Origin of the sequence: Pseudomonas sp. WJP1 (genome assembly GCF_028471945.1) — a bacterium.
Classification (GTDB): Bacteria; Pseudomonadota; Gammaproteobacteria; order Pseudomonadales; family Pseudomonadaceae; genus Aquipseudomonas.
Genome location: NZ_CP110128.1, coordinates 5,561,686 through 5,585,388 on the forward strand (window position 1 = coordinate 5,561,686; position 23,703 = coordinate 5,585,388).

At 60.5% G+C, this 23,703-nt stretch carries 22 protein-coding genes, 5 tRNA genes and 1 pseudogene; 9 read left to right on the forward strand and 19 right to left on the reverse strand.

Features of this window, described 5'->3' with window-relative positions; all coding sequences use genetic code 11:
• Nucleotides 1-793: 793 nt before the first annotated feature.
• The 4 genes from OH720_RS24910 to OH720_RS24925 form a co-directional block, all read right to left on the reverse strand.
• The gene (locus OH720_RS24910) at nucleotides 794-1,573 is read right to left on the reverse strand and encodes an ABC transporter permease (protein ID WP_008062909.1); all 780 of its coding nucleotides are present in this window, start codon (nucleotides 1,571-1,573) and stop codon (nucleotides 794-796) included.
• Nucleotides 1,570-2,502, reverse strand: coding sequence for an ABC transporter ATP-binding protein (locus OH720_RS24915; protein ID WP_272603287.1), 933 nt, complete (start codon nucleotides 2,500-2,502; stop codon nucleotides 1,570-1,572). Before OH720_RS24915 ends, OH720_RS24910 begins: the two co-directional genes overlap by 4 nt.
• 132 nt (nucleotides 2,503-2,634) lie before the next feature.
• Nucleotides 2,635-3,258 carry a glutathione S-transferase family protein gene (locus tag OH720_RS24920; protein WP_272603288.1) on the reverse strand — a complete coding sequence of 208 codons (624 nt, stop codon included), beginning with the start codon at nucleotides 3,256-3,258 and terminating at the stop codon, nucleotides 2,635-2,637.
• Nucleotides 3,259-3,301: 43 nt separating this feature from the next.
• Nucleotides 3,302-3,961: a transglutaminase-like domain-containing protein gene (locus tag OH720_RS24925; RefSeq protein WP_272606518.1), complete on the reverse strand. Its 660-nt coding sequence runs from the start codon at nucleotides 3,959-3,961 to the stop codon at nucleotides 3,302-3,304.
• 261 nt (nucleotides 3,962-4,222) lie between these two features.
• Between OH720_RS24925 and OH720_RS24930 the strand changes: the two genes are divergently transcribed.
• Together OH720_RS24930 and OH720_RS24935 are read left to right on the forward strand one after the other, a co-directional pair.
• The gene (locus tag OH720_RS24930) at nucleotides 4,223-6,670 is read left to right on the forward strand and encodes an acyl-CoA dehydrogenase (RefSeq protein WP_272603289.1); all 2,448 of its coding nucleotides are present in this window, start codon (nucleotides 4,223-4,225) and stop codon (nucleotides 6,668-6,670) included.
• An 81-nt stretch (nucleotides 6,671-6,751) separates the two neighbouring features.
• On the forward strand, nucleotides 6,752-7,159 hold the full coding sequence (locus tag OH720_RS24935) for a PA2817 family protein (RefSeq protein ID WP_008062898.1): 408 nt from the start codon (nucleotides 6,752-6,754) through the stop codon (nucleotides 7,157-7,159).
• Between the two features lie 59 nt (nucleotides 7,160-7,218).
• On the opposite strand, the gene OH720_RS24940 is transcribed toward OH720_RS24935, so the two are convergent.
• Nucleotides 7,219-8,217 carry a LysR family transcriptional regulator gene (locus tag OH720_RS24940; RefSeq protein WP_008062897.1) on the reverse strand — a complete coding sequence of 333 codons (999 nt, stop codon included), beginning with the start codon at nucleotides 8,215-8,217 and terminating at the stop codon, nucleotides 7,219-7,221.
• Between the two features lie 91 nt (nucleotides 8,218-8,308).
• Between OH720_RS24940 and OH720_RS24945 the strand changes: the two genes are divergently transcribed.
• Together OH720_RS24945 and OH720_RS24950 are read left to right on the forward strand one after the other, a co-directional pair.
• Nucleotides 8,309-8,935, forward strand: coding sequence for an alanyl-tRNA editing protein (locus OH720_RS24945; RefSeq protein WP_272603290.1), 627 nt, complete (start codon nucleotides 8,309-8,311; stop codon nucleotides 8,933-8,935).
• A 24-nt stretch (nucleotides 8,936-8,959) separates the two neighbouring features.
• Entirely contained in the window at nucleotides 8,960-9,598 is a 639-nt protein-coding gene (locus OH720_RS24950) for a LysE family translocator (protein WP_272603291.1), read from the forward strand.
• Nucleotides 9,599-9,711: 113 nt separating this feature from the next.
• On the opposite strand, the gene OH720_RS24955 is transcribed toward OH720_RS24950, so the two are convergent.
• The 5 genes from OH720_RS24955 to OH720_RS24975 all read right to left on the reverse strand — a co-directional run bounded on the left by OH720_RS24955 (nucleotide 9,712) and on the right by OH720_RS24975 (nucleotide 10,277).
• Nucleotides 9,712-9,787: transfer RNA gene (locus tag OH720_RS24955), tRNA-Gly, on the reverse strand.
• 77 nt (nucleotides 9,788-9,864) lie between these two features.
• Nucleotides 9,865-9,940: transfer RNA gene (locus OH720_RS24960), tRNA-Gly, on the reverse strand.
• Between the two features lie 3 nt (nucleotides 9,941-9,943).
• Nucleotides 9,944-10,019: transfer RNA gene (locus OH720_RS24965), tRNA-Glu, on the reverse strand.
• Nucleotides 10,020-10,123: 104 nt separating this feature from the next.
• Nucleotides 10,124-10,199, reverse strand: a tRNA-Gly gene (locus OH720_RS24970).
• A gap of 2 nt (nucleotides 10,200-10,201) precedes the next feature.
• Nucleotides 10,202-10,277, reverse strand: a tRNA-Glu gene (locus tag OH720_RS24975).
• A gap of 384 nt (nucleotides 10,278-10,661) precedes the next feature.
• On the opposite strand from OH720_RS24975, the gene OH720_RS24980 reads away from it, so the two are divergent.
• Nucleotides 10,662-11,420 carry a hypothetical protein gene (locus tag OH720_RS24980; protein WP_272603292.1) on the forward strand — a complete coding sequence of 253 codons (759 nt, stop codon included), beginning with the start codon at nucleotides 10,662-10,664 and terminating at the stop codon, nucleotides 11,418-11,420.
• A 70-nt stretch (nucleotides 11,421-11,490) separates the two neighbouring features.
• Here the strand turns inward: OH720_RS24980 and OH720_RS31920 are convergent, their stop codons facing one another.
• The 3 genes and pseudogenes from OH720_RS31920 to OH720_RS24990 all read right to left on the reverse strand — a co-directional run bounded on the left by OH720_RS31920 (nucleotide 11,491) and on the right by OH720_RS24990 (nucleotide 14,351).
• Nucleotides 11,491-12,372 carry a methyl-accepting chemotaxis protein gene (locus tag OH720_RS31920; RefSeq protein ID WP_442967322.1) on the reverse strand — a complete coding sequence of 294 codons (882 nt, stop codon included), beginning with the start codon at nucleotides 12,370-12,372 and terminating at the stop codon, nucleotides 11,491-11,493.
• 24 nt (nucleotides 12,373-12,396) lie between these two features.
• Nucleotides 12,397-13,455 (reverse strand): annotated as a pseudogene (locus OH720_RS31925) (HAMP domain-containing protein); the annotation flags it as partial.
• 134 nt (nucleotides 13,456-13,589) lie between these two features.
• Complete coding sequence (locus tag OH720_RS24990) at nucleotides 13,590-14,351, reverse strand: SDR family oxidoreductase (RefSeq protein ID WP_008062892.1); 762 nt, start codon at nucleotides 14,349-14,351, stop codon at nucleotides 13,590-13,592.
• Nucleotides 14,352-14,586: 235 nt separating this feature from the next.
• Between OH720_RS24990 and OH720_RS24995 the strand changes: the two genes are divergently transcribed.
• Nucleotides 14,587-15,591, forward strand: coding sequence for an NADP-dependent oxidoreductase (locus OH720_RS24995; RefSeq protein ID WP_180202714.1), 1,005 nt, complete (start codon nucleotides 14,587-14,589; stop codon nucleotides 15,589-15,591).
• A gap of 111 nt (nucleotides 15,592-15,702) precedes the next feature.
• Here OH720_RS24995 and pyrF read toward each other — a convergent pair whose 3' ends face one another.
• Nucleotides 15,703-16,401, reverse strand: coding sequence for an orotidine-5'-phosphate decarboxylase (gene pyrF, locus OH720_RS25000; RefSeq protein ID WP_008016546.1), 699 nt, complete (start codon nucleotides 16,399-16,401; stop codon nucleotides 15,703-15,705).
• A 296-nt stretch (nucleotides 16,402-16,697) separates the two neighbouring features.
• Between pyrF and OH720_RS25005 the strand changes: the two genes are divergently transcribed.
• The 3 genes from OH720_RS25005 to xopAW all read left to right on the forward strand — a co-directional run bounded on the left by OH720_RS25005 (nucleotide 16,698) and on the right by xopAW (nucleotide 19,337).
• Complete coding sequence (locus OH720_RS25005) at nucleotides 16,698-17,456, forward strand: response regulator (protein ID WP_032831861.1); 759 nt, start codon at nucleotides 16,698-16,700, stop codon at nucleotides 17,454-17,456.
• Entirely contained in the window at nucleotides 17,456-18,508 is a 1,053-nt protein-coding gene (locus OH720_RS25010) for a sensor histidine kinase (protein WP_272603294.1), read from the forward strand. The genes OH720_RS25005 and OH720_RS25010 overlap by 1 nt, the downstream gene beginning before the upstream one ends.
• Nucleotides 18,509-18,659: 151 nt before the next feature.
• The gene (gene xopAW / locus OH720_RS25015) at nucleotides 18,660-19,337 is read left to right on the forward strand and encodes an EF-hand domain-containing protein (RefSeq protein WP_272603295.1); all 678 of its coding nucleotides are present in this window, start codon (nucleotides 18,660-18,662) and stop codon (nucleotides 19,335-19,337) included.
• A gap of 98 nt (nucleotides 19,338-19,435) precedes the next feature.
• Here xopAW and OH720_RS25020 read toward each other — a convergent pair whose 3' ends face one another.
• From OH720_RS25020 to OH720_RS25040, 5 genes are all read right to left on the reverse strand, one after another.
• Nucleotides 19,436-20,488, reverse strand: a complete 1,053-nt coding sequence (locus OH720_RS25020; RefSeq protein ID WP_008062887.1) for an AI-2E family transporter — start codon at nucleotides 20,486-20,488, stop codon at nucleotides 19,436-19,438.
• Between the two features lie 68 nt (nucleotides 20,489-20,556).
• The gene (locus OH720_RS25025; protein WP_272603296.1) at nucleotides 20,557-21,363 is read right to left on the reverse strand and encodes a DUF4892 domain-containing protein; all 807 of its coding nucleotides are present in this window, start codon (nucleotides 21,361-21,363) and stop codon (nucleotides 20,557-20,559) included.
• 118 nt (nucleotides 21,364-21,481) lie between these two features.
• Complete coding sequence (locus OH720_RS25030) at nucleotides 21,482-22,336, reverse strand: alpha/beta hydrolase (protein WP_272603297.1); 855 nt, start codon at nucleotides 22,334-22,336, stop codon at nucleotides 21,482-21,484.
• Nucleotides 22,333-23,139: an alpha/beta fold hydrolase gene (locus OH720_RS25035; RefSeq protein ID WP_180202720.1), complete on the reverse strand. Its 807-nt coding sequence runs from the start codon at nucleotides 23,137-23,139 to the stop codon at nucleotides 22,333-22,335. The genes OH720_RS25030 and OH720_RS25035 overlap by 4 nt, the downstream gene beginning before the upstream one ends.
• A 119-nt stretch (nucleotides 23,140-23,258) precedes the next feature.
• Complete coding sequence (locus OH720_RS25040) at nucleotides 23,259-23,702, reverse strand: hotdog fold thioesterase (protein ID WP_272603298.1); 444 nt, start codon at nucleotides 23,700-23,702, stop codon at nucleotides 23,259-23,261.
• Nucleotide 23,703: the final 1 nt, after the last annotated feature.

Sequence of the window (23,703 nt, forward strand, 5' to 3'; positions counted from 1 at the left end):
CGTACATATCCATTTCTGCGGTAACGGCCACTTAGGGTTTCGCCCTTACGGCGAGTCCCTTTTTCAAACGCCAAAAAGGAACCAAAAGGCTTTGCCCCACCACTCGGTGCCTCGCTAGGGCTCGGCATGCCCTCACTCCGGCATTGCTCCGTGGGTCGCCGCGATGGGCCATCCTTGGCCCAGCGCGGCTAAACCGGCGTCCTGCCGGTTTACCCACTGCGCAATGCCTGCGTTCGGCCATCGTGGTTAACGGGGCACCCAGATCAAAAACAAAAGCGAGGCGGCCTGACAGCCGACCTGACTTTTGCAGATACCCCCAATCCCGCTGTAGGAGCCAGGCTTGCCGGCGAAGCAGGCGCTGCGGTGTGTCTGTTGAACCGCATTATCGTTTTTCGCCGGCAAGCCTGGCTCCTACGGGGGGTCGGGTACACCCGCAAAAGTCAGGTCGGCTGTCAGGCCGCCTCGCTTTGGCTGTTGCTTTGGCTTTTGATTTTCTTGCCCCATCGAGAGGCCGAGTGGAGGTTCTGCGCAGTGGGTAAACCGGCATGGATGCCGGTTTAGCCGCGCTGGGCCAAGGATGGCCCAGCGCGGCGACCCACAAGAGCAGGACCGGAGCGAGGGTACCCCGAGCCTTAGCGAGGGGCCGAACGCCAGGGGCAAGAGCCCTTGGTTACTTGGGGCTCTTCCAAGTGACTCGCCGTAAGGGCGAAACCCTAAGTGGCCGTTACCGCAGGAATGGATATGTACACCTGAAAGAGAATGGTCGGCTGCCAGGCTGCCATCGTTTGAAATCTTAAGTACGCATCCCCCGCCCACTCACCAGCAACCGCGCACAACCGATGTACAACACAACCGTCGCCACCACCATGAACGTAATCGCAATGCTGATCCGGATATCCGAAACCCCGAGAATGCCGTAGCGAAACGCATTGACCATGTGCAACACCGGGTTGGCCAAGGACACGGTCTGCCAGAACGGCGGCAGCAACGAGATCGAGTAGAACACCCCGCCCAGATAGGTCAAGGGCGTCAGCACAAACGTCGGGATGATCGAGATGTCATCGAAGTTGCGCGCAAACACGGCGTTGATGAAGCCCAGCAGCGAGAAGATGGTCGCCGTCAGCACCACCACCAGAATGGTCACGCCCAGGTGATGCACCTGCAAATCAGTGAAGAACAGCGACAACAGCGTCACGATGATCCCGACCATCAGGCCGCGCAGCACACCACCGAGGGTGTAGCCGATCAGAATGGTGTGCGGCGACACCGGCGATACCATCAGTTCCTCAATGGAACGCTGGAACTTGCTGCCGAAGAAACTCGACACCACGTTGCCGTAGGAGTTGGTGATCACCGACATCATGATCAGCCCCGGCACGATGTACTCCATATAGGTGAAGCCACCCATGTCGCCGATTTGCCGGCCGATCAGATTGCCGAAAATCACGAAGTACAGAACCATGGTGATCGCTGGCGGCAGCAGGGTCTGCGGCCAGATCCGGGTAAAGCGCCGGACCTCACGGTAAACGATGGTGTTGAGGGCTACGAGGTTGGGCTGCAGCTCGGAACTCATACCGCCACCTTCGACAGATTTTTCTCCACCAGGGACACGAACAACTCCTCGAGGCGATTGGTTTTGTTACGCAGGCTCAGCACTTCGATGTTCTGCTGGGCCAGCTGAGTGAACAGCGCAGTGATGCCCATGCTTTTATCCACCTGGACTTCCAGGGTATGGCCATCGAGCAAACGTGATGGATAGCCGATCAGCTGCGGCGGCGCGCTCACACTGTTCTTCAAATCCAGCAGGAAAGTCTCGACATGCAGCTGGCCGAGCAGCTGCTTCATGCTGGTGTTCTCGACGATGGTGCCATGGTCGATGATGCCGATGTTGCGGCACAACTGCTCAGCCTCTTCCAGATAGTGGGTGGTGAGGATGATGGTGATGCCTTTCTTGTTCAGCTCGGTGAGGAAGGTCCACATCGAACGACGCAGCTCGATGTCCACCCCGGCAGTCGGTTCGTCGAGGATCAACAGGCGCGGTTCGTGGACCAGCGCGCGGGCGATCATCAGGCGACGCTTCATGCCGCCGGACAGCGAACGCGACGGCACATCGCGCTTATCCCACAGGCCCAGCTGGGTCAGGTACTGCTCGGCGCGTTCCTTGGCGACTTTCGACGGGATGCCGTAGTAACCGGCCTGGGTCACGACGATGTCGAAGGTCTTTTCGAACTGGTTGAAGTTGAACTCCTGGGGTACCACGCCGATGGACCGCTTGAGCGCCGCCGGGTTCTTGTCCAGGTCGTGACCGAAGATATTCACCGTGCCGCTGGTCTTGTTCACCAGGGTCGAGAGAATACCGATGGTCGTGGATTTGCCGGCGCCGTTGGGGCCGAGCAAGGCGAAGAAGTCACCTTCGGCGACATCCAGATCGATACCACTCAAGGCCTGGAAACCGTTGCCGTAGGTTTTGGTTAGCTGCCGTATGGACAGAGCGGAACTCATATCGGATTACGCACCAAGAAGGGAAGAAAGGGACAAATAAGGGCGGGCGGCAAGCAATGCAACCGCGGCGCATGGACGCAATGGTGCTTGTCGCCGCCCCACAAGTACAGTCAAGTGTGTCGATAGTGAGTATTAAGTCAACGCGGTCATGACCGCCTTGCGATACGCCGGACGCTGTTTCAACCTTGCGTACCAGGCCTCCAGGCGGGGCAGCGGCGAAGGTTCGATCGGCATCTCGAACCAGGCATAAATGAAACTGCCCAAGGGAATGTCGCCCATGCCGATCTCGTCACCGGACAGGTATGGCTGGGTCGCCAGTGCCTGGTCTGCCATCGCCAGCAGTGTCTCGCATTCCTTGATCGCCGCCTTGATCGCGGGCCAGTCCTGTTGATCGGCGGGGGTGCGCAAAACGCCCCAGAACACTGTACGGAAGGGTCCTGCAAAACTCGAAGTGGTCCAGTCCATCCACTTCTCGGCGCTGGCCCGCGCTTGCAGGTCTGCCGGATACCACGGGGTGTTCGGCGCATGCCTGGCCATCAGATAACGGACGATGGCGTTGGACTCCCACAACACGAACCCATCCTCTTCAATCACCGGCACGCGGCCATTGGGGTTCATGGCGCGGTACTCGGGCGTATCGACAACACCGAAGGCGCCACCCGCATCGATGGCCTCATAGGCCAAGCCCAGTTCCTCGGCGGCCCACAATGGTTTTCTGACATTCGATGAATTTTTCCGACCCCAGATCTTCAGCATGTCCGCCTCTCGATTGATGAATGCGCAGGCAGCATACGCCGGATCAGGCGCGACTCAAATCGCTCTGCATGTCCCCCAGCAGCGGCGCAAGATGCTCGCCGAACAAGTGCGGATAGCACTTTTCAAGGTGCTCGAAGAAGAACCTTTCCGGCACGTCGGTGAACTGGCCGTGGTCGATCAGGTACTCCATCAGTTTCTCGCCGTCGCGATTGAAGGGATGGAAAACGCTGTCATTGATCCCGTCGAATTCCAGCGGTGCCACATTGAACAGGTCGCACAAGCCCTGGTTGAACGCAGGGGTGGCCTTGACCCAACGACCCTTCAGGTAAAGCTCGGTGTAGCCATGCATGGCGAACACGTCGCTCTTGAGCAATTCGAGCAGGCGCGGGGTCGACAGATGATTGCGTACGTCCGCCAGACCGATGCGTGCAGCAATCCCGCAATGCCGCGCTGCACCGGCCAGCAGCGTGGCTTTGGGCACGCAGTAACTTTCCCCGGCCGCCAATGCATAGCTGCCACGCAGGGTCTGTGGATCGCGGCTGAAGGTGTACGGGTTGTAGCGCACCGCCTCGCGAACGGCGTAATAGAGATGGATCGCCTGCTCGAGCGGGTCGCGACTGGTACCGCGATGTTTTTCGGCGAACTCCACCACCGAAGGGTGGTCACTATCGATGAAGCGGCCGGGGCTCAGGTACTCGTCCATGCGGGCTATCTCCATGCTGGTAATCCAGGGCAAGTCCCGAGTCTAGCGACAGGTTCAGCACAGAGATAACGACGTTTCGGCCAAACATGGGCGCTTTGCCGCCCGCTCAATGAACGATTTTTCACGGTCTGTCGCACTGAAGGCCTACACAATCATCCAGGGTTTCCCACAATTTCAATCCCCTCGCTCTGACCATCCCGTTTCGCGGATGCCGTCTAAGCTCTGTGGGTTGGTTCGCCCTGGGTTCACGGAGGATTAAATATGCTGCTGTTGTGGATACTGGTTCTGGTTGTCGGGATAGCTTATTTAGCCCACCGTCGCATCGCGCCGCTGCCTGTCCTGGGCATCGTGGCTGTCTATCTGCTGGCAATGGGCGCGTTCAGCCGCGCACCGGGCTGGCTGCTTTTGATTTTCTGGGTACTGACCGCCGCCGTGGCGGCCCCCCTGCTGTTGCCTGATCTGCGCCGCAAATTCTTCAGCGCACCGATGTTCAACTGGTTCCAGAAAACCCTGCCGCCGATGTCGGAAACCGAACGTGACGCCATCGAAGCCGGCACCGTGTGGTGGGACGGCGAGCTGTTCAGCGGTCGCCCGGACTGGAACAAACTACTGTCCTACCCCAAAGCGCAACTGAACGAAGAAGAACAGGCCTTTATCGACGGCCCGACTGAAGAACTCTGCGCCATGGTCAGCGACTGGCAGCTCGGGCAAACCATGGACTTGCCGGCCGAGGCCTGGACCTACATCAAGGACAACGGCTTCTTTGCCCTGATCATTCCCAAGGAGTTTGGCGGCAAGGGTTTCTCGGCCTATGCCCACTCGCAAGTGGCGATGAAACTGGCCAGCCACAGCGGCGATCTCGCCTCCACCGTGATGGTCCCCAATTCCCTCGGCCCGGCCGAGCTGTTGCTGCATTACGGCACTGATGAACAACGCAACCACTACCTGCCACGCCTGGCGCGCGGCGACGAAATCCCCTGCTTTGCACTGACCGGTCCCTTGGCCGGCTCCGACGCGGGCGGCATGCCCGACACCGGGGTGATCTGCAAAGGCGAATGGGAAGGCAAGGAAACCCTCGGCCTGCGCCTGAACTGGGAAAAGCGCTACATCACCCTGGGTCCGGTCGCCACCCTGCTCGGCCTGGCATTCAAGGCCTACGACCCGGACCATCTGCTGGGAGAAGAGGAAGACCTGGGTATCAGCCTCGCGCTGATCCCAACCGATCTACCCGGTGTGGAAATCGGCCGTCGCCACCTGCCCCTGGGCGCGGCATTCATGAATGGACCGAACTCCGGCAAGGACGTGTTCGTACCGCTGGAGTTCCTGATCGGCGGCCAGGAAATGCTCGGCAAGGGCTGGATGATGCTGATGAATTGCCTGTCCGTCGGGCGCTCGATTTCCCTGCCGGCGGTGGGCACCGGCATGGCCAAGTTCACCAGCCTGGTGACCGGCCAGTACGCGCAGATTCGCGAGCAGTTCAACGTGCCGATTGCCGCTTTCGAAGGTATTCAGGAAGCCATGGCACGCATCGGCGGCAACGCCTGGATGATGGATGCCGCGCGGATGCTGACCGCCAACGCGGTGGACCTCGGCGAGAAACCGTCGGTGCTGTCGGCGATTCTCAAGTACCACCTCACCGAGCGTGGCCGCGAGTGCATCAGCCACGCGATGGATGTGCACGGCGGCAAGGCGATCATCATGGGGCCGAACAACTACCTGGGGCGCAAATGGAACGGCGCACCGATCTTCATTACCGTGGAAGGCGCGAACATTCTTTCGCGCAACCTGATGATCTTCGGCCAGGGCGCGATTCGCTGCCACCCCTTCGTGCTCAAGGAAATGGCCCTGGCCACTCGGGAGGACAAGGATCAGGCACTCACCGAGTTCGATGGCCTGCTGCTCAAGCACATCGGTTTTGCCGTGGGCAACGCCGCCAGCACGCTGGTATTGAACCTCGGCTTCGGGCACCTGGAGCACGTGCCGGGCGACAAGCTCAGCCAGGGTTATTTCCGCGCGCTGAACCGTCAGGCTGCCGCGTTCGCCCTCCTCGCCGACCTCAGCATGATGCTGCTCGGCGGCGAACTGAAACGCCGCGAGCGCTTGTCGGCACGTCTCGGTGATGTGCTGAGCAACCTGTATCTGGCCAGCGCCGCGCTCAAGCGTTACAACGACCTCGACTCGCCGGAATACATGAAGCCGCTGTTTACCTGGGCCATGGAGGAAAGCCTCGGTCACGGCGAGCGGGCCATGGATGAACTGCTGAACAACTTTCCGAACAAGGTGCTGGCCTGCCTGTTGCGGGTGATCGTGTTCCCGTTCGGGCGACGCCACAAAGGGCCATCGGATAAACTCGGCGCCGAAGTCGCGGCAGTGATTGGTCGCGCCAAGGGTGATCCGGCCCTGGAAGAAGTGCTGCTGGGTTGCTACCGCCCGCAATCGGCCGAAGACCCTGTTGGCGTCCTGCAGCACACCTGCAACCTGCTGGACGCTACGCAGCCCTTGCGCAAGAAACTGCATGTGGCGCTCAAGAGCGGCCAGGTCAAACCGGTCGCAGGGGAAGATGTCATCGATACGGCATTGGAAGCCGGCGTGTTACAACCGATGGAGGCCCACACGCTCAGTCAGGCCCAGGCGGCGCGACGCAAGGTGATCGACGTGGATGATTTCGCTAAAGAGGAAATAGCACTGACCAATGGGAATGTCCGCTGACCCATCCAGCGCTCGATCATGGGAAAATGCGCGCGGGAGCTTTATACTCCCGCGCCCGTTTTGCTCTTGAGGACTTATCTCGTGTCCAACATTGTTGCCGATCATCTCGTTTTGCTCGACCATTTGCGCAGCATCCTGGTCGCCGTAGGTGAGGCCGAACAGGTTCCCGACGAAAGCCATGCCTTGTTCCTGGAGCGCTTCGACGAACTGCTTGCACTGCTGCCGGTCGACCCGATCGAAAGCCAATACCTGGGCCAGGACATCCTGTGCCAGGTCATCACCCGCTACCCGCAAATCGCCCACCTGGTTCCGCGCGACCTGCTGTGGTACTTCGCCGGTGACTGCCTGCATTACATGCCCGATGATGAAATCGACCTGTACCAGGCACTGGAAGAGCGTCGTTTCGAAGCCGAACAGAACGACGAACCTTTCGACTGGAACCAGGAAAAACAGCTGCTGTCCTTGTCCAATCAGGACAGCAAGCACTGATCCGCAATCGGCAATGAAAAAGGCCCGCATGGTTGAACCTGCGGGCCTTTTTCATGCCGTCAGAACAAGCCCTCGCTCTCGGGCAACTCATATTCCGATACAGCCATACTCATTGGGCTCGACTTGCCGGGCTTGCCCAACGTCGGCTCCTTCTCCAGGCACTCCACCAGGTAATCGATCAACACCCGCAGCTTTGGAGGCAGGTATCGAGTGGGCGAGTACAGCAGCCACGCGCCTCCATGGTAGGACGCCAGAAAAGTCCAGTCCGGCAGCACTTGCACCATCAACCCCTTCTCCAAGGCACGCCGCGCGGTGAAGTACGGCAGGCTGCCGATGCCGATGTGCTGCAGTACCGCGCCAAAACGTATACCTGTGTGATTGGCGGCATAGCGCCCGCGCACCCCGACGGTTACCGTTTTGCTGCCTTTCTTGAACTTCCAGCGCGCATCGCTCGGGGTTTCGCCCAGGTAGATGCAACTGTGGTTGAGCAAGTCATGGGGGTGAGTTGGCGTACCATGTTCAGCCAGGTATTGAGGTGTGGCGCAGAGCAAATGGTCGATGCTCAGCAACTGTCGCCCCACCAATCCCGCGGGTGGCCGGTCGGTGATCCGAATCGCCAGGTCGACGTGATCGTCGATCAGGTCAACCTGGCGATCCTCAAGCAACAGCTCCACATCCACCTTGGGATAACGGCGCAAAAATTCCGGCATATGCGGGTGAATCACAATTCGGCCTACCGCTTTGGGGACGCTGAGGCGCACCACCCCTTCGGGCTCGTCGGTGAACTGGCCACTGATTTCCATCACTGACCGGGCGGCGTTGACCATCTCCTGACAGCGCTTGAAGACCTCTTCGCCACCGTCGCTCAAACGTAACTTGCGCGTGGTCCGCTGCAGCAGGCGAGTGGCCAGGGCCTTTTCCAGGCGCGAGATGCTGCGACTGACAGCCGAGGGCGAAGAACCCAGCTGGCGTGCGGCTTCGGAGAAGCTGCCGGTTTCGACGACCTTAACGAAAATCGCCATTTCACCCAGCAGCGGCAGTGGAAGATTTATGCTCACAACGCAACAGTCCTTTGATGTTTGAACGGATTATCACGCTAAACCACGCTTCATATAATAAAAAATAGAAATTTGAATACGAGCATGGAATATGACGCTTCGCCTCTTTTTCCATAGTGATGAGCTCAAGGCCAATGTGGAAGTCCTGGACTGCGCACCCCACGAGAGCGAATTTGCCGTGGTGCTGCGCGCAACCCTGTTTCACCCCCAGGGTGGCGGGCAACCTTGTGACACGGGCTGGATTGCCGACAGCCGGGTGCTGCGCGTCGTCCAGGACCCAGACCGGATCGTCCATTTCGTCGATCAGCCGGTCAAACTTGGCATGACCCAGATCCGGATCGACGAACAACGTCGCCAGTTCAATACGCGCATGCATTCGGCCGGCCATTTGATTGGCCACTTCGTCCAGGCCATGGGCTGGATGCCGATCAAGGCGCATCACTGGCCAGGCGAAGGGCGGGTGCAATTCAAACCCGCAGAATCGGCACAGGACGTTGACGCGCAGACCGTTCAAAACGGCCTCGAACAGTGGATCGCCCATGACCTGCCGCGCCTGACATCAGTACGCGAGGGCGCCCGGGAAATCAGTTTCGGTGAACTACCCGCCTATGGCTGTGGCGGCACCCATGTTCGTAGCCTGAAGGATTTGGGCGCGGTCACGATCACGGCCCTCTCGCAAAAGAAAGGCACGTTGTCCGTCCACTACCACGTGGACTGAGTCCCGCGACCTTCTGGAGTTGAGATGCTTTCGAATTACCTGGGCGAGTTCCTGGCACTGGCAATGATTCACTTTCTGGCCGTGGTCGCTCCCGGACCGGATTTCGCCGTGACGATTCGCCAGAGTGTGCGTTTCGGCCGGGTGGTTGGCATCTGCACGGCACTGGGGATCGGCGCGGGGATTTCCGTGCACGTGCTGTACACCTTGCTCGGTGTCGGCGCGCTGATGCATAGCATTCCCTGGCTGTTGACGGTGGCCAAGGTCGTGGGGGGTGCCTACATTCTTTATCTGGGTGTGAGCCTGGTGCGCAGCCGGCCGAAATCCGTACTGGAAGGCGATCAGTCGGCTGATCAACCAGTGGTCGAGCAAACGCTGCTGAAGGCGTTTACGACAGGCTTTCTGACCAACGCCACCAATCCCAAGGCCACCCTGTTCTTCCTGGCGATCTTCACCACGATCATCAGCGCCAAGACACCTTTGAAGATTCAGGCGCTATACGGTGCCTGGATGTGCCTTGTGAATGCCCTGTGGTTCGTGATCGTTGCCTTGTTCTTTTCCAGCAGCCGGGTGCGGTTGCTGTTCATGCGCATGGGGCACTGGTTCGAACGCAGCATGGGGGTGATCCTGATCCTGTTTGCCGGGCGGTTGATCCTGTCGATGTAATTGCGCGCGCACACAAAAGGCCCGCTCAGTCTGACTGGCGGGCTTTTTTTGTGATGACGATAAATCACGCACAAACAAAAGCGCCGCTCAATGAGCGGCGCTTTTGTTAAATATGGAGCGGGAAACGAGACTCGAACTCGCGACCCCGACCTTGGCAAGGTCGTGCTCTACCAACTGAGCTATTCCCGCAAATGGCATCCCCTGGGGGACTCAAACACTTGTTGCAAACAAAAACGCCGCTCGATGAGCGGCATTCTCGTTAAATATGGAGCGGGAAACGAGACTCGAACTCGCGACCCCGACCTTGGCAAGGTCGTGCTCTACCAACTGAGCTATTCCCGCAAATGGCGTCCCCTAGGGGACTCGAACCCCTGTTACCGCCGTGAAAGGGCGGTGTCCTAGGCCACTAGACGAAGGGGACACGCTGCCCGGAACACATGGTGTGTGTTTCGGTGCCCAGATCCGCATCCGAAGACTTGGTTCTGGTTTCACTCAGTACCGCCCGAAAGCAATACTGTTTAAAAATGGAGCGGGAAACGAGACTCGAACTCGCGACCCCGACCTTGGCAAGGTCGTGCTCTACCAACTGAGCTATTCCCGCATTGGCGTCCCCTAGGGGACTCGAACCCCTGTTACCGCCGTGAAAGGGCGGTGTCCTAGGCCACTAGACGAAGGGGACACACTACAACTTCACTCCCTGCTTCGTTTCGCTGTTCGCTTTACGCTGCAAGTGGCGCGCATTCTATGGATGGATTGAGAGGTCGTCAACCCCCTGTTATAAATTTATTTAAATCAATGACTTCGCGCTGCTTTACGGCCCCTCCCGGCTTTTCCGTCGCCTGGGGTCTGGCGCCTATATTCTGACACTCGCCAAGGCGTTATAGTCGACGCCATGAGTGATGGCAATATGCTTCAGAGTGCCAGCATTCATATAAGCGGGCCGTGGCCGATACAACTTCAGCCACGCCGAGCCAGGCAGCCGAGCGGCTCCACTGCTCTTGGAGGCCAGGCCACTTCACTCGCATGCAAACCCTAAAAAGAGGTTTTACCGGTGACACCACTCATGATCACCCTGCTCGTCGTAGCCGGGATTGCACTCTTGATCGCCATTGGCTACATCAACCATGTGGTGGAAAACAATAAACTGGAAAGGGCCCGTACCAAGGTTGAACTCAATGACCGCCTGCGTCGCTGTGGCGAAATCACCGAGACGTTTCCCGGCCAGTTGATGAAGCCTGCGCTCAAACTGTTGTTGACCCGCCTGGAACTGAATGTCTGCCAACGCCTGCTGAACCTGGAAAAGACCAGCGCCAACCTCAAGGCACGGATTAGCGAACTGGAAGCTCTGGTTGCCCAGGGCGAATCGATTCCGGTCAACAACCCACCAGCACCGATCCAGACGGAAGCCAAGGCCAAGGACGTGCGCTTCCTGCTCGAAGCCTTGCACGGCCAGGTCACCCGCGCTGCCCAGGATGGTTTCCTGCCACCCAGCGAAGCCAAGGGCTGGATCCGTGAAGTGCGCCATATCCTCGTGCTGCTGCACATCGAGTTCTTCAACAACCTCGGCCAACATTCCCTGCAGCAGAACCAGCCCGGCCAGGCGCGACTGGCGTTCGAACGCGGTGTGCAGTACCTGCGCAAACAGCAGGAACCCCAGGTCTACGCCGAACAACTGGAATACCTGGAAAAGCTCCTGGCCCGCGCCAACGACCAGGTCATGGACCGTATCGCGCCGGTGGAAGGCGACGTCAACCAGTTGACCGAAGGCCTCAAGGACGTCGAGGCGGATGCGGACTGGAAGAAGAAAGTGATCTACGACTGATCATTCCAACACGTAAAAAAGCCACCGGGTCAGGTGGCTTTTTTTTGCCCTATGGGATCAGGGAGAGCTATTAAAGCCGGAAATGCCCCACCATCCCCTTCAACTCAACCCCCAACTGCGCCAGCTCGATACTCGACGCCGCATTGCCCTGCATCGCCAGCGAAGACTGGTCCGCACTCGCACGAATGCTCGTGACGCTGCGATTGATTTCCTCGGCCACCGAACTCTGCTCTTCGGCAGCCGCGGCGATCTGCTGGTTCATCTGCTGAATCAAGGACACGGCCGCAGCAATACTGCCCAGCGCACTCTCGGTCTGCAGCGCATCACTGACCGCCAGTTTCACCAACTCGCCACTGCCTTGTATCTGCTGCACCGACGCCTGCGCCGCCGCGCGCAAGGCGCTGACCAGTCGTTCGATCTCTTCGGTCGATTGCTGGGTGCGCCTGGCCAGGGCCCGCACTTCATCGGCCACCACCGCAAACCCCCTGCCCTGCTCGCCGGCCCGGGCCGCTTCGATGGCCGCGTTCAGGGCCAACAGGTTGGTCTGTTCCGCCACGCTCTTGATAACGCCGAGCACCGTGCCGATGTTCTGGATTTCCGCGCTCAGGCTTTCGATGCTTGAACTGGCCGACGTGGCGGAATCCGCCAGTTGCTCGATCCGCACCATGCTCTGGCGCACCACCTGTTGCCCGCTTTCAACCTTGCCATCGGCCGTTTGCGCCGCCAGGGCGGCCTCCTCCGCATTACGCGCGACGTCGTGCACGGTGGCGGTCATCTGGTTCATGGCCGTCGCCACCTGCTCGGTTTCTTCTTTCTGGCTGCTGACTTCGAGGTTGGTCTGTTCGGTCACGGCTGACAAGGATTGCGCTGAAGTGGCCAACTGCTCGATGCCCGCCTGCAAGCCGCTGACGATCTGGCTCAGCCCTGCGCCCATCTGTTGCATGGCCTGCATCAACTGACCGATCTCGTCACGACGGGTCACCTCGACCTTCGCACTCAGGTCCCCTGCAGCGATCTGCTGCGCCACCTTAATCACAGTGCGCAGCGGCGCCACGATCAAGCGGGTAATCACCCAGGCCGCAATCAAGCCGACCAGCAAGGCCAACACGGAAGAGCCGAGTATCAGCAGCGAGTTGTTTTTCAGTTGCGCCTGCATCGACTGGTCTTCGGCGACATAGGCCTGGTCCACCCGTTCCACCACCTGGGCAGCGCGTTGATGCAATTGCTGGTAGACGGTTTTTTCCTGTTCCAGCAGGCCGGTGTATTCAGCGAGCTTGTCGCTGAAACTGGCGATATGGCCGGTGACTTCATTGAGGACCGTCTGGTAGCCCTCATCCTTGACCGTGGTCTTGAGTTGCTCAGCCTGGGCCAGCGCCTGGCTGGCCTGCTCGATCTTGCCCTGCCCGGCGCTGTCGTCGCCCTTGCGGCTTTGGTCCAGGCGCACGCGCGCTTCGTTCATGGCTTGCAGCATCAACCGCGAAACCTGGCTGACCTGACTGGCTTGCTCGATGAATGCCGCCCCGTCCTTGCCTTCGGTTTCCTTCAAGGTGTAAGCGCCGTCATCGGCCAGCCCGGCTTGCAGGATGTCGAGGTTGTTGGCCACGCTGGACACCGACCAACTGGCCATTTCCAGCGCCAGGTCCTTGGCCTGGCTGAGCGAGACAAACTCGTCAAACGCCTTGCGGTAAGCCCCCAGGGACTGCTCGACATCATTCATGACCGGTACGTTGGTCGCCGATGCTGACTTGAGCTGGTTTGCCAGGTCGATCAGGCCATCAACGCCTGCGTGCAGGGCATCGACGGTTTTCGGGCTGCCGTGCAAGGCATATTCCTGCTCCAGCAGTCGCACCTTGAGCAAACCGCTGTTGAGCGAAGACATCTGCTTGAGCCCGTCGAAGCGCTGGCTGATGGTTTGCAGCGACCATACGCCGATCGCCGCCACCAGGGCCGTCAGCAACAGCACCAGCGCAAACCCCACACCCAGTTTTTTTGCCATACCGAGGTTGGCAAAACGTCCTTGCACGGCCGAATTCATTGCACTCAGTCCCCCGCCATTATCAGTAACGGCAGAGTCGCGCCGGCCCTGTATCAACACAAGACTCTGGCGCCCGAATAATGGCAAAAAGCTACGTCAACGTCGCTTTCAGAACGCTGGAGGTCGATCCGCTATCAAAACGCGGTAACTCCGCCATCCACGGCCAATGAATGCCCCGTGGTGAACGCCGCGCCATCGCTGCACAGGTACAGCACCGCGCTGGCGATTTCCTCGACCTTGCCGATGCGGCCGACCGGGTGCATCGCATTGGCGAACTCGCCCTTCTTCGGATCTGCTTCATAAGCACGGCGGAACATGTCGGTGTCGATCACCGCCGGGCACACGGCATTGACGCGGATTTTTTTCTTGGCGTATTCAATCGCGGCCGATTTGGTCAGGCCGATGACGGCGTGCTTGGACGCCGCGTAGATGCTCATCTTCGGCGCAGCCCCAAGGCCGGCCACTGACGCGGTGTTGACGATTGCACCACCGCCCTGGGCCAGCAGCAAAGGCAGTTGGTACTTCATGCACAGCCAGACCCCCTTGACGTTGACGCCCATGATCGCGTCAAACTCGTCGACCGTACCCTCGGCCAGCTTGCCTTTCTCGATCTCGATACCGGCATTGTTGAAGGCATAGTCGAGACGGCCGTAGGTATTGACCACTTCGTCCATCAGATTCTTTACATCGCTTTCCAGCGTCACGTTGCAACGCACGAAGGTCGCTTCGCCACCTGCCGTACGGATCAGCGCGACCGTGCCCTCGCCGCCCGCGGTGTCCATGTCGGCTACCACCACCTTCAAGCCTTCGGCGGCAAACGCCTGGGCAGTGGCCCGGCCAATGCCGGCTGCCGCGCCTGTTACCACTGCCACCTGGCCGGAAAACGTCATGCTCATTGTTCTGTCCTCGAAGATAAGTTTGCGGGGATCGCGTGTTCCCCAGCATAGCCACAGCCTCCCTGGCCCGGCAGCACTATCAAAAGGCCGGTTGAGCCCCCATGAGCGGCAGTGATGGAACTACCGTACCAACTATCACTGCACTGGATCAGTCCGTATTCGCCGCATCAGCCGAACTTGCGACATCGACCTTGAGGGTCTATCAACAAGGTTTCATTCATCCTGAGTGCCTGCCATGACGTCCCAGACCAATCGCCAATTTCTGCTCGCCAAACGCCCAGTGGGTGCCGCGACCCGGGAAACCTTCACCTACCAGGAAGTACCGGTCGGCGAACCGGCTGCAGGCCAGATCCTGGTCAAGAACGAATACCTGTCCCTGGACCCGGCCATGCGCGGCTGGATGAACGAAGGCAAGTCCTACATCCCGCCGGTCGGTCTTGGCGAAGTGATGCGCGCGTTGGGCGTGGGCAAGGTCGTGGCTTCGAACAACCCGGGGTTCGCGGTCGGCGATTACGTCAACGGCGCCCTCGGGGTGCAGGATTATTTCCTGGGTGAGCCGCGCGGGTTCTACAAGGTCGATCCGAAACTGGCGCCGCTGCCGCGCTATCTGTCCGCGCTGGGCATGACCGGCATGACCGCTTACTTCGCGTTGCTCGACGTGGGTGCGCCCAAGGCCGGCGATACCGTCGTGTTGTCAGGCGCTGCCGGTGCGGTGGGCAGCATTGCCGGGCAGATTGCCAAGATCAAGGGATGTCGGGTAGTCGGCATTGCTGGCGGTGCGGACAAGTGCAGGTTCCTCATCGACGAGCTGGGTTTTGACGGCGTCATCGACTACAAGAACGAAGATGTCGTTGCAGGCCTCAAGCGCGAATGCCCCAAAGGCGTCGACGTGTACTTCGATAACGTCGGTGGCGACATCCTCGACGCGGTATTGAGCCGCTTGAACCTGAAAGCCCGGGTGGTGATCTGTGGCGCCATCAGCCAGTACAACAACAAGGAAGCGGTCAAGGGCCCGGCCAACTACCTGTCACTGCTGGTCAACCGCGCACGCATGGAAGGTTTTGTGGTGATGGACTACGCCGCGCAGTTCGCCGCCGCCGGACAGGAAATGGCCGGCTGGATGGCCAAGGGGCAGCTCAAGAGCAAGGAAGACATCGTGGAGGGGCTGGAGACCTTCCCGGAGACGCTGATGAAGTTGTTCAGCGGGGAGAATTTCGGCAAGTTGGTTCTAAAGGTTTGAAGTAACTATGTAGGAGTGAGCCTGCTCGCGATAGCGGTGTATCAGACAACATTAATGTCGACTGACACGCCCTCATCGCGAGCAGGCTCACTCCTACAGGTTTAGCGGTGCTTACGCCAGTTCGGCGACCACCGAGGCCAGCGCCTTGGCCGGATCCGCCGCCTGGCTGATCGGACGGCCGATCACCAGGTAATCGGAGCCTGCATCCAGCGCCTGGCGTGGAGTCAGGATGCGGCGCTGGTCGTCCTGGGCGCTGCCCGCCGGACGAATCCCCGGGGTCACCAGTTGCAGCGACGGGTGCGCCGCTTTCAGCGCCTGGGCTTCCAGGGCCGAGCACACCAGGCCATCCATCCCGGCTTTTTCCGCCAGTGCGGCCAAGCGCAGCACCTGCTCCTGCGGCTCGATGTCCAGACCGATACCGGCCAGATCCTCACGCTCCATGCTGGTCAACACCGTCACACCGATCAGCAGCGGTTTCGGGCCGGTGCGCTGGTCCAGCACTTCGCGGCAGGCAGCCATCATGCGCAGGCCACCGGAGCAGTGGACGTTGACCATCCACACGCCCATTTCCGCCGCGGCCTTGACGGCCATGGCGGTGGTGTTGGGGATGTCATGGAACTTGAGGTCCAGGAACACTTCGAAACCCTTGTCACGCAGGGTGCCGACGATTTCCGAAGCGCAGCTGGTGAACAGTTCTTTACCGACTTTGACCCGGCACAGTTTCGGGTCCAACTGGTCGGCCAGCTTCAGTGCGGCGTCACGGGTAGGGAAATCCAGGGCGACGATGATAGGAGTCTGGCAGGCGGACATGAGTGGGCTCTCAGGCAAGTCGAAATCGGCGCGCATTGTAGCGGAACCAATGGCCCTGCGGGACCCGATGATCGGTAAATCGTCGAGAACGCTCAGGCAAGACTAGCCTTTGCGGCAATTGTGTCGAGTTCGGTACAGTCACGACACGCACTCAACATCCTTGCCCGCTACCCTCGGCAACCGCAATACGTCCTTACCTCAGCGCTTCCCGCCTCCGGGCAGGACGCCTATGCTGGAACCACAACCTCGCGGCCTATCTTTGTGGTTGGCAGCCTACCTGGCAGATGAACGCACGCATGTACAACACTCCAGCCCCCGTGAACGACGATCAAAAAGCGCCCGGCGATGAGAAACGCTGGAGCATTCGCGCACTGATCGTCGACGATGACGTGCCGATCCGCGAGCTGATGATCGACTACCTGGCCCGCTTCAACATCCATGCCAGCGGTGTCACCGATGGCGCCGCCATGCGCCTGGCGATGCAGGCGGAGCATTTCGACGTGGTGGTGCTCGACCTGATGCTGCCCGGCGAAGACGGCCTGTCGCTGTGCCGCTGGTTGCGCGGCGAATCGGATATTCCGATCCTGATGCTCACGGCTCGCTGCGAACCCACCGACCGGATCATCGGCCTTGAGCTCGGCGCCGACGACTACATGGCCAAGCCGTTCGAGCCCCGCGAGCTGGTCGCGCGCATCCAGACCATCCTGCGCCGGGTGCGGGACGACCGCAGCGAACAACGGGCGAACATCCGCTTCGACAATTGGCGCCTGAACAGCGTGCTGCGCCAATTGATTGCAGCCGATGGCCTGGTGGTGCCGCTGTCGAATGCCGAGTTTCGCCTGCTGTGGGTGTTCATTGAACGTCCGCGCCGGGTCCTGAGCCGCGAGCAACTGCTGGATGCGGCTCGCGGCCGTTCGATCGAAGCCTTCGATCGCAGCATTGACCTGCTGGTGTCGCGCCTGCGGCAGAAACTCGGTGACGACCCCAAGGCCCCGCAACTGATCAAAACCGTCCGGGGCGAGGGTTACCTGTTCGACGCCCGGGACATCGGCTGATGCGGGCTCGCTTCGATACGTTGTTCGGCCGCCTGTTTGGCGTCCTGCTGATCGCGATTATCCTGGCGCACCTGCTGGCATTTGCCTGGTTTCACTATTACGGCCCGCCGCCCCCTCCCCCTGCGCCACCGGCGTTTTCCGAAGAGCTGGAGGGTCAACGCCCACCGATGGACCCGCGCCTGGCCAATCGCCCTCCAAGGCCTTGGTTCGGTGGACCGCTGGTGCCGCTGACGTTTCAACTGATCTCGCTGATCATTGCCGCCTGGTACGGCGCCAAATTGCTCAGCCGACCGATCCAGCGCCTGAGCGATGCGGCCGAGCGCCTGAGTGAAAACCTCGACAGTGTGCCGTTGGAGGAGTCCGGCCCGCGGGAAGCGCGGCAAGCGGCGCATACGTTCAACAAGATGCAGCAACGCATCATCGAGCAGGTAAAGCAGCGCTCGCGCATGCTCGGCGCCGTGTCCCACGACCTGCGCACGCCCCTGTCGCGCCTCAAACTGCGCCTGGAACAGATCGACGACGACAAGCTGCAAGGGCAGATGCGCCAGGACCTGGACGACATGATCAGCATGCTCGATGCGACCCTCGGCTACCTGCACGAACAGCGCACCAGCGAGGCTTCACAGTGGATGGATGTGCAGGCGCTGGTCGAATCCCTGAGCGAAAACGCCCAGGACCAGGGTGCCGACGTCCAGGCCAGCGGTCATTGCGCGCCGCTGCAAGTCCAGCCGATGGCGTTGCGCTCCTGTATCAACAACCTGCTGGACAATGCCTTGCGTTATGCCGGGAATGCGCTGATCACCCTCGAGGACAATCGCGAACAATTGGTGATCCGGGTCATCGACCACGGTCCGGGGATCGCGGCGGATAAACGCGAAGCGGTGTTCGAACCGTTCTTTCGATTGGAGGGCTCACGCAATCGCAACTCCGGCGGCGTCGGTCTGGGCATGACCATTGCTCGCGAAGCGGCGCAACGGCTGGGCGGGCAGCTAAGCCTGGAACAGACGCCCGGTGGTGGGCTGACGGCGATCATCCGCTTGCCCAGACCTTGAATGCGTGCACGGGCTCGCCATGACGCAGCACCTTCAAAAATAGCCGCCTGTGTGACACTGGGTACAAACTCCACACACCCACGACAACTTGCCCCCCGAGGCTGCATAAGCCGGTACACCCACCGGTTTTCCATTCCAGGGAGTGAGCCCAATGATTGGTAGTGTCAGCAACTACACAAGCTACATCGGCAGCACGAGCACCACGACCAGTAATGCCCGTTCGCAACAGTTCCAGAAAGATCTGCTCAGCAAACTCGATGCGAACAGCGACGGCGCGGTGGATCAGGACGAACTCAACAGTGCCCTGTCGCAAAAAACCGATGACGGATTACTGGTCAGCCTGAGCGAGAACTTCGCTGACCTCGACAGTGACGCCAGCGGCAGCCTCAGCAGCGAAGAAATGGCCGCGATGGCTCCCCCGCCACCGCCACCACGGGACCAGGCTGCGGACTCCGAACTTGCTGACACACTGATCAGCGCGCTGGATTCGGACGGTGATGGCACTCTCAGCAGCGACGAACTTGCCAGCGGCCTGAGCGGCATTGGCAGTACCGCCGACAGCACGGCAATCTTCTCGGCGCTGGACAAGAACCAGGACGGTACCGTCAGCAAGGATGAATTGGCCGCCAGCTTCGCACCGCCACCGCCACCGCAACAGTCCGGCGAAGCGGTATCCAGCAGCTCCGGCACCGACAGTGTCGGCAACGTAGGCGCCACGGCTCAATCGACCACACGCGAAGCCCTGGAGAAAATGATCGCCAACCTGAGCAAGCAGTACTCGCTCGACAAAGCGGCCAGTGTCGGCAAGTACCTGAACGTGGCGACCTGATCAGGCGTTTCCCGATCCTTGCAGGAGCTGGCTTGTCGGGTCGCCGCATCGTAGAAGACAGATTGTCAGGCGGGCAAGCCCGCTCCTACAGGTTGAACTCAGCGACGGTCATCGACCCGGGACTGGCTCTTGCTCCAGTCGGTCAACAGGCTGTAAGCCACGGCCAGCAAAGTCGGCCCGATAAACAGGCCAATGAATCCGAACGCGATCAATCCGCCAAACACCCCAAGCAACACAATCACCAGCGGCAAATTCCCGCCCCGGCTGATCAGGTAGGGTTTGAGCACGTTGTCCACGCCACTGATGATGAACATGCCCCAGATGCCGAGGAACACCGCCATGCCGTACTCACCCTTCCAGGCCAACCAGGCCGTGGCCGGGATCCATACCAGCGGCGGCCCCATGGGAATCAGGCTGAGCAGGAAGGTCACGATACCGAGCACCAGTGCCCCGGGGACGCCGGCAATCAGGAATCCGATCAGCGCCAGGACCGCCTGGGCCGCGGCGGTGCCGATCACGCCGTTCACCACCCGTTGCACCGTGCCCGCCACCAACTCGATGTAGTACCCGGCACGTTGACCGATCAGCCGCTCCAGCAAACCATGAACAAAGGCCGCCAACCGTGGCCCATCGCGATAGAAAAAGAACACGAAGACAATGCTCAGGGTCAGCTCGAGGATGCCGCCGCCAATCTGCGCGCTACGCGCCAGCAACCAGTTGCCGACCTGCCCCAGATAAGGCTTGAGCGACACCATCATCGCCGCGCCCTGCTGATCGACACTGTTCCAGATGACCACCAGCCGCTCGCCTACCAGGGGAATGCCGCCCAGCCAGGTCGGTGCTTCAGGCAGGCCATCGACCTGTACATCCTTGATGAACGCCGTGGCGTCGCGCACGTGGTCCGCCAGGTTGAACCCCAGCCACACCAGCGGTGCCGCCACCAGCACCATCCAGCCCACGGTCAGCAGGGCTGCCGCCAGGGACTCGCGGCCATTGAGCCAGCGGGTCAGCAGGCGCATCAGTGGCCAACTGGCGAAGGCCAGCACCGCGCCCCAGAACAGGGCCGACCAGAACGGTGCCATCACCCAGAAGCTCGCGCCAAACAGCACCAGCAGCAGGATCTGCACCAACAGCCGATCGTTATTGATCATCACAGTCTCGAAAAAATCATTCAGCAAAAAGAGTAGGCGAACACGCCGCGCGTGTTCGCCGGATATCGCTATCGCAGCAGTTTGATATGCAGGCCAGAGCCCTCGACACCACCGGTTTCCATCCGTGCCGCGCGTACGCCCTGTTCGATCAACGACTGACGCCAGGCTTCGGCGTTAGGCCCCGACACACTGACCCGCAAGGTCGTGTCCAGGTTCAAGCCCCGGGAGATCAGGCGCAGCCAGGTGTCATCGGGTGCTTGCGTCAGTTTGGGGAAGTCGAGTTCACCGGTACTCTTGAGCTCGCGCAGCAAAGTCGCGGACGTCGGCAGCAAATCCCCCAGCGGGGCGATGGCGTCGAATTGTTCGACGTGCAGATAGGCTTTGCGATTGCCACGGGTGATGCTGTAGAGCGCCACCAGCGTATTGTCCTGAGGGGCGGCCAGGCGCAGCAGCAGGTACGCCTGCTCATTATCGGCGCCATAGAGCTTGGCGTTACCGAACACTTCGTTGGCCCACAGGCTGCTTTCGCCGCAATCTCGAGCCTGGCACCAGAACAGCAACTGGGCATCCTGCTGCTGAAGCGCTTCGCGCGCGGCGGTGAAGGCCTGGGTTGCGGAATGTTCCGCCGGCAATTCATAGGTCACTGAGGTGACGTTCCCACGGGCACTGACCTGTCCGTCAAAGCGCAGCTGACCGCTGATCTTGCGGATCGAGCCGAGTGGGTAAATCCGCTCAAGCTCAGCCGAGGGGCGATAATCGACGATCTGCGCATCGGTCATGCGCGGCACGATCGGCAAGTCCTGACTGCCAGGCAGATCGGCGGCTAACGATAGAGGACTGAAACAACAGAGCATCAGCAAACTGAGTGAGCGCATGGATAGACTCATCAGATCGGCATGACCTTGTGGCCATTCGGGGTCGTAGCGGTGTAGAGGTCTGTCATGGTTGTCTCCCTTTTCAACCCACCCAGCCTCGACAGTTGCCCGGCGCAAGTCAAGGAATGGCGAAGAACCGATTGAAACAGTCTGCGACAAGGTCGGCACCGGGTTCGTCATTCAGGTGCAAATGATGGCCGCCGGGCAGCTGTTCAAGGCTAAAGGGTAGACGCTCCAGCAACTCCGGATGTTTGGCGAGCATGCCGTCGGCGGCGACCACCAGTTTCACCGGGCAAGCGACCCGCTGGACGAAGGCCATTGCCTGTTCGGTGGTCAGGCGCAGCGGCGATGGCAGCGTGAGGCGATTGTCGGTGCGCCAGGTGTAGCCGCCCGGCACCGGCATCAAGCCACGTTGGGCCAGCAGTTCGGCGGCTTCGCGACTGACCGCCACCAGGCCTTTCATGCGCGCTTCGATGGCGCGGTCCTGGGTGCTGTAGACCGGTTTGCGCTTTTCCCGCAGGTCCAGTTGCGCCTGCAGGGCCATGCCCATGCGTTCGGCAGCGTTTTCGCCTTTGTCCGTGGGCGGAATGACACCGTCAATCAATGCCAGGTGAGTGACACGCTGAGGAAACGAGCCGGCAATGATCAACGATGCGATGGCGCCCATCGAGTGCCCCAGCAACGCAAACCGCTTCAGCCCAAGCTGCTCTGCCACTTGCAGCACATCGTGGGCGTAGTCCCACATGGCGTAACCGGCGCCCGGCGGGCGGTGCCCCGAATGCCCGTGGCCGGCCATGTCCAGGGCGATCACGCGCAGGCCCTTGAGCTTGGGTGCCAGGCGGGCGAAGCTGTTGGCGTTGTCCAGCCAGCCATGCAGGGCGATCACCGGCAACCCGTCTTCGGGGCCAAACAAGTGCGCCGCCAACTCGATGTGCGGCAGGCTCAGGCGCACTTCTTCGACGACCTGGCTCATGCGCAATCCTGTTGCTGGCGACCGTCCCAGCGGTTGAACAGGTTTTTCAGCAGCACCGCCGTTTCCTGCGGACGTTCCAGAGGAAACATGTGCCCGCCAGGCATGCTCAGGGCCTCGCCATTGGGCATGCGCCCGACCGAACTGGTGTGATGGCGCATCACCACCCGGCTCTCGTGCCCACGCACGACCGCCAGCGGCACTTTCAACTGCCGTAAGCGGCCAGGGCTGGTGTGCGGTACGCCCCGGTAGATGCTGATTTCCGTGGCCGGGTCGAAACGCAGGCGCAACCTGTCGCCGACTTCCTGCAAACCATGGTGCAGGTAGGCATCGAAACACTCCGGATCGAAGCTGCGAAACAGGCTTTTGCCGGCGAAATACCGGCGGGCGCTCTCGAGGTCGGCGAATTCTTCACGACGACCCAGGGTGCGACCGGCCGGGGTCAGGCGGTCGATGAAACCCAGGCGTTTGGCCGCGCGGATGACCCATTGATCGGTGCGCGTCAGCACCGGCGAATCGAGCATCACCACGCCGCGATACAACTCGGGGCAACGCAACGCCGCGTGCAGATGCAGTACGCCACCGAAGGAATGACCGACACCCCACACCGGCTGCGCCTGTTGCTGCAGGTGGTGGATCAGTTCATCCACCAGGTTGTACCAGTTGTCGTCCGCCGGGAAACGCGGGTCGTGGGCATGTTGCTCCAGATGCGTCACCTGAAATTCGGGTGCCAGCGCCGCAAACAACTTGCCGTAGGTTCCCGAAGGAAAACCATTGGCGTGGGCGAAAAATATCTGTTGCGACATACCGGTCGATCCATCAACGAAAACAAAGCCCGATTGTCCGCAAGACCGCGTTCTTGAGCAATGACCGTAACTGACAGGAATGATGACAGTCCGGCCATGCGAATAAAGGAACGCGGACCTCAACGGGCCGGCGGATTCTCACCCAGCGGCACCACGGCCATGGTCAACCGCGAAACACAACTGGCCTTGCCTTCGTCGCTGGTCAAACGGATATCCCAGACATGGGTGGTACGCCCGATGTGAATCGGCTTGGCCACCGCCGTCACTCGCCCGCTGCGCAAGCCGCGCAGGTGGTTGGCGTTGATTTCCAGCCCCACGCAGTAAAATTTGCTGGCATCGATGCACAGGTAGCTGGCCATGGAACCGACGGATTCAGCCAGCACCACCGAAGCGCCGCCATGCAGCAAGCCATAAGGCTGGTGAGTGCGATGGTCGATGACCATGCTCGCCGTCAGGGACTCTTCATCGAAGGCTTCGAAACGGATGTCCAGCAGTTCGCCGATGGTGTTTTTCTGAATCGCGTTCAGCTGTTCGATGTTGGGAAGGGTACGCCACAAACTCATA